Genomic DNA, 4,558 nt, shown 5'->3' on the forward strand with positions numbered 1-4,558 from the left:
ATGGAAAGGAGGTAACTGTTTATGACCCTGACTTAGAGCAGGCAACTATCCAAGCTGTGGGCTCGCAGGTGCAAACGACTCCCGCAATATTGTTTAGTGGTGATACTCAAAAAATTGGTCAGCTATTTGAGGTAGAAATGGCATGGTTTGAACCATCAATAAGGCAGTTCACTTTAAAGCCAAAATCAGAGGAAAGCTTATTTGAGGGGCTGAAGTTACGTTTCTCTGGTTCGAATGTGAGCGAACTCCGGATCACAGATGCTTTAGGGCAAGAAAGTACAATGAGCTTTATTCAGTCGCAAGTTAATTTAGAGCTGCCAAGTAATACCTTTACGCCTGAATTACCAGAAGGTACTGACATTATTAGAGATGTCCAAATACCCGGCTCATAGGTAGATAGAAAATGTCTTTATTCGATGACGCGCCGCTTTTTAGTGAATCCCAGAAAGAATCTACAAGCAAACGCTATGCGCCTTTAGCTGCGCGTGTAAGACCTGCAGACCTGTCAGAGTATGTTGGTCAAAGTCACCTGGTAGGGCCTTCTCGTCCATTAAGGCAAGCCATAGATAAACAAGCTCTTCATTCTATGATCTTATGGGGGCCGCCTGGCGTCGGCAAGACTACTTTTGCGAATCTATTAGCTGAGCACTTCGATGCCAACTTCTTGCCCTTATCTGCAGTATTGAGTGGTGTGAAAGATATCCGTTCGGCGATTGAACAGGCAAAGATGTATCGTCAACAAACGGGTAGGGACACAATACTTTTCGTAGATGAAGTCCACCGCTTTAATAAGTCCCAGCAAGATGCTTTTTTACCCTTTGTTGAAGATGGCACTGTTATCTTTATCGGCGCGACAACCGAAAACCCCTCGTTTGAATTGAATAATGCATTACTTTCACGTGCAAGGGTTTATGTATTAAAAAAGTTGGACTCGCACGAAACCGCTTTGGTTATAAGCAACGCTTTAGCGCATCGAAATGGCTTCCCCGATATTGACGTGAAAATAGACGAATCGCTAGTCGATATTTTGGCAAAGGTTGCAGATGGTGACGCTCGCAAGGCCTTAAACTTTCTTGAACTAGCAGTTGATCTGGCGGATAGAGATGCTAAGCGGTGCGTCGTTAGTAAAGAGAATATTGAAGAGGTTATCCAAAGTTCGCTTAAGCGCTTCGATAAAGGCGGAGACATCTTCTACGAACAAATATCTGCTCTGCATAAATCTGTTAGAGGTTCTGATCCCGACGCCGCGCTATATTGGTTTGTCCGTATGATTGATGCCGGTTGTGACCCTCTATATATAGCCAGGCGCGTAGTTAGGATGGCGAGTGAGGATATTGGTAATGCAGACCCCCGAGCGTTAACACTTGCTTTAAATGCCTGGGATGTTCAGGAGCGCTTAGGTAGCCCCGAAGGTGAGCTGAGTATAGCGCACGCTGTGATTTACTTAGCTGTCGCCCCAAAGAGCAATGCGGTATACAGCGCTTTTAATGCCTGTCGACGTTTGGTGCAGGAAGGCGGAGATGAGACAGTGCCAATGCATTTAAGAAATGCGCCTACACAGCTCATGAAAGATCAGGGTATGGGAATGGAGTACCGTTACGCTCATGATGAGCCTGATGGCTTTGCTGCTGGTGAATGTTATTTTCCTGAAGACCTTGCTGGCACGCAGTTATATCACCCGGTAAATCGTGGTTTAGAGCTAAAAATTGGCGAAAAAATGGCGCGTCTCAGGCAGTTAAATGCAGAGTCAGAACAAAAAAGATTTCCCTAACTTTGCTACAATTTACTAATAGACTATTTATTCGCCCTAGTCCTAAGGTTGATTTATTGGCGTTAAGTCTTTAGCTATCAGTAATCGAGATTTCATATATGAGTACACACCCTTTTTTAAAGCTGCTATTGAGTATCCTGGCCTTGTCCTTAGTTGCTTGTGGAAGCGGTAGTAAGCTGAGTGATGATACTTACGATGGCTTGGTGACAATCGAAGGCCAGGTGAGCGTAAAGCCTGATACCAATGTAGATCTTGATGTTGAGCAAACATGCTCCACGCTTAGTGAGCAGAATAACTCTCTTTTTTCGGCCCAGCTGGTTAGTAACCCGATTACAATTGGAGGCTACATAAATGGCAAGTCTCAGGATCTTGGTTTTTGCTATCAGTTTGAGGAAGATCTTGATGATTATTACCGAGTTTCCTTGGTCGAAGGCCAGACTGTAAGTTTAAGTGTCTTTCCTGCTAACGAAGAGGAATTCAATATCAATGCCCTTGTTGAACTCAGGGCAGTAGATCAGTCTGGCGTCGTTGTGGCTGAACTATCTATATCAGAACCGGGTGCCAAATCTTTAGTTGTTCCCCTTACCAATGAATACTATGTGCGCGTAGCCACAACACAAGGGCACGATGCGCTACTGTATACGCTATCGCTTTCACAAAACTTAAGTGCTGATAATGCACGCCTGCTAAGTGAAGCGAGTCGCTTAGACTTCGTGCCAGGCGAGGTGCTACTTGCATTCGATCAGAGTTCAAGTGCTCAAGGCGCATCAACACGCAGTCGTTCACTTGATAGCTTGCAACGGACTTTAGTAGAGCGCTACGGACTAGAATATTCCAAGCGGGCGGGTTTGAGTGCAGAGTTATTTCGTTTCGATGCGACCGTTAATAGTAACTTAAGAGTAAATTCAAGCACCTCTTGGTCCAAGGCTAGTAAGCTCGAAAGAAAATGGCGAACGCTGGTTTTGTTAGAAGAGCTAAAAGCACTAGATGGTATTGAGGTCGCAGAGCCAAACTACTATCGCCGAGCTACCTTCGTCCCGAACGACAGTCGTTATTCAGAACAGTGGAATCTGTCACTACTTAAGGTTGAAGATGCATGGAATACTGCTACAGGTGACGGGGTAATTGTTGCTGTCATCGACAGTGGAATCAATCCCGATCATCCTGATCTGCGCAACCAGTTGACTACAAGTGGTTACGATTTTATTTCCGACACAGAATATTCCGGAGACGAAGACGGTTTCGATGATGACCCTACGGATTTGAGTCGAGTGCATCATGGTTCGCATGTTGCTGGAATTGTCGCTGCCCAAAGTAATAATAGTGAAGGCATATCGGGTGTAGCATTTAATTCAAGAGTCATGGCTCTTCGCGTTCTAGGGGTAGAAAATGAAGACGGTGTTAGCCAAGGAACCGATGCGGACTTGGCGAATGCGATCATGTATGCAGGAGGCTTAGACAATGATAGCGGTGAGCTGCCTAGTGACCCTGCCGATGTGATCAATCTTTCTCTCGGTGGCGAAGGCTTCTCTGATACCTTGAAGACCGCAATCGATGCAGTTATTGCTAAAGGCATTATCGTAATTGCTGCAGCGGGGAATGAGTCGAGTAGCGAAAAGTTTTATCCGGCTGCATTTGACGGTGTGACGGCAGTGAGTTCGGTGACGTCAGAGTTAGCCTTATCCGGTTTTTCTAACTACGGAACATACATTGATGTGGCAGCGCCCGGCGGCTCTTCCAACGAGCAATCTACGATTGAAGGTCAGCAAGGTATTATCAGTACTGTCTCTGGGGCGGGATATAGTGAGTACCTAGGAACCTCAATGGCCGCCCCCCATGTTTCAGGTGTGGCTGCGCTAATGAAGTCGGTAGATCCTGATCTCAATGCTTCAAGTTTTAGCTACGCATTAGAGAACGGCCTCATCACTGACTTGATTGGTGGTTCATCCAGTTTCGGCAATGGCCTAATTAATGCGCATAAAGCCGTTGCATGGGCATCTGGAAGCAACGATATACCTGACTCCTTGTATTACTTTCCGCAATCGTTCTCTTTCTTTAATGATGCTGTCAATGCAAAGCTATATTTGTCTAACCCAGGCAATGGTAGCGTTATTGTCTCCGGTATTACACCAAGTGAAGCTGACGCCAGTTGGTTAGATGTTCGTCAGGATGATACAGATTCCAATGGTTTAGGGATCTATACGGTAGAAATTAATAGTGCAGCGATTCCAGTAAACACCTTTAAGAAAGGTAGTTTGATCATAGAATATCAAATAAATGATGGTGCGGTGCAAACTGCATCGCTTGATGTAATCGCATCGAATACTATTTCTGGTAACGAATCGGTCGGTAATCTTTATATATCGCTTATTGCCTTAGATGAGGTTTTGAACGCTTTGCCAGAAGAACCTATTTTTGCTACATCTACCGTGGCAGGATCTTTGTCTGACGGTGTATACAGCTATCGCTTTGAGAATATCCCGGTCGGCGAGTATTTTGTTAGAGCAAGTACCAATAATGATGGCGATGAGCGCTCATTTGACGATGGAGAAGCAAAAGGAATCTATCCGAATTACTACTCGTTCGAGACCTTAAACGCAAATCGGGAAGTGATCAGTGGCATTGACTTTAGTGTTCAGTTCTTTGAATCAAATATCGAGGCTCTCGATGTGCTTGAGATTGGTGCGAGTCACTACCCCTTAGACTTAAGTGAAGACTAGGTATTGGCAGCCTCTCTATTCTCGGTTAAGCTTCACTAAATAAAATCCCTCCTCATTAATAGCAGCA

Annotated in this window: 3 protein-coding genes; all 3 read left to right on the plus strand. The window is 45.0% G+C overall.

Features of this window, described 5'->3' with window-relative positions:
- Window positions 1–392: outer-membrane lipoprotein carrier protein LolA (locus tag A3766_RS14710; RefSeq protein ID WP_197479583.1), on the plus strand; the 392-nt coding region annotated here is incomplete at its 5' end.
- Between the two features lie 11 nt (window positions 393–403).
- Complete coding sequence (locus tag A3766_RS14715) at window positions 404–1,771, plus strand: replication-associated recombination protein A (RefSeq protein ID WP_068511488.1); 1,368 nt, start codon at window positions 404–406, stop codon at window positions 1,769–1,771.
- A gap of 98 nt (window positions 1,772–1,869) precedes the next feature.
- Complete coding sequence (locus A3766_RS14720) at window positions 1,870–4,491, plus strand: S8 family serine peptidase (RefSeq protein WP_068511485.1); 2,622 nt, start codon at window positions 1,870–1,872, stop codon at window positions 4,489–4,491.
- Window positions 4,492–4,558: the final 67 nt, after the last annotated feature.

The sequence above is a fragment of the Oleiphilus sp. HI0132 genome (assembly GCF_001635845.1).